The following is a 1164-nucleotide window of genomic DNA, read 5'->3' as shown; positions in this document are numbered from 1 at the left end:
ACTAGAGATCTTTAATGGTGGGGGTTCTCCGTCCGGGTGACGGCTGGTGGCGCACTCGGTATGCCGGAGGGATGAGGTATCCCGATGGTGGCGGGCTGAGTGCCGCGGAGCGTGCCCGGCGGGAACAGGTGCGTCTGGCGGCGGCTGAATGGATCGAGGCGGGCGTCGGTGACCGGGAAGTGGCCCGGCGGTTCCGGGTGACACGGATGTCGGTGAACCGCTGGCGCCGTGCCCTGGCCGACGGCGGACGGGAGGCGCTGGCGTCCAAAGGGGCCGGTGGCGCCCGCTGCCGGCTCGGCGCCTGGCAGTTGCGGGAGCTGGAGACGGCTTTGGCCGCCGGTCCGGCCGTGCACGGCTGGGGCGAGGACCAGTGCTGGACGCTGGCGCGGATCGCCGACGTCATCCACCGGCGGTTCAAAGTGGACTACACGCTCGCCGGGGTGGACCTGCTGCTGCACCGCATGGGCTGGAGCGTGCAGGTCCCGGCCCGCCGGGCGGCCGAGCGGGACGAAGCCCGTATCGCCGCGTGGAGGGGCGAGCAGTGGCCGGCGTTAAAAGGACGGCGGCACACCTGGGCGCCTGGCTCTGCTTCGAGGACGAGGCCGGGCAGGGGCTGAGGCCGCCGCGGGGCCGCACCTGGGGCCGGCGCGGGCACACTCCGGTGGTGCGGGTGTCCGCCGCGGGCACCAAGCGCATCTCGCTCGCGGCCCTGGTCTGCACCCGGCCCGGCCACCGGCCCCGGCTGATCTATCGCACACTCGTACACCGCGGCCCGGGCCGGGGCCGGCGCAAGGGCTTTACCGAGACCGATTACGCCCGGCTGCTGGATGCCGCTCACCAGCAGCTCGGCGGCCCGATCGTGCTGGTGTGGGACAACTTGAACACGCACCGCAGCACCGCGATGCAGCGGTCGATCGAGGCACGGGACTGGCTGACCGCCTACCACCTGCCGCCCTACGCGCCGGAATTCAACCCGGTCGAAGCCGTCTGGTCTCATCTGAAGCGGTCCTTGGCCAACCTCGCCAAGCACGACATCGACCAGCTCGCCCTCCTGGTCAAGAACCGCCTCAAACGCGTGCAGTACCGGCCCGACCTCATCGACGGCTACCTCACCGGAACCGGACTGGACCTCAACCTCGCGTAACCCCCACCGTTAAAGATCTC

General features: G+C 71.0%; 1 protein-coding gene. It reads left to right on the top strand.

Annotated features, from left to right (window positions below; translation table 11 throughout):
• The first annotated feature begins 71 nt into the window (after positions 1-71).
• Positions 72-1144, top strand: a protein-coding gene (locus tag ACZ53K_RS42705; RefSeq protein WP_468848552.1) for an IS630 family transposase whose coding sequence is annotated in 2 segments (ribosomal slippage) — positions 72-561 and positions 561-1144 — 1074 coding nt in all. Because the reading frame shifts where the segments join, the coding sequence is not laid out codon by codon here.
• Positions 1145-1164 lie beyond the last annotated feature (20 nt).

Source organism: Streptomyces sp. NPDC033221, assembly GCF_055577005.1.
This window is presented reverse-complemented; position numbering and strand designations above follow the sequence as displayed.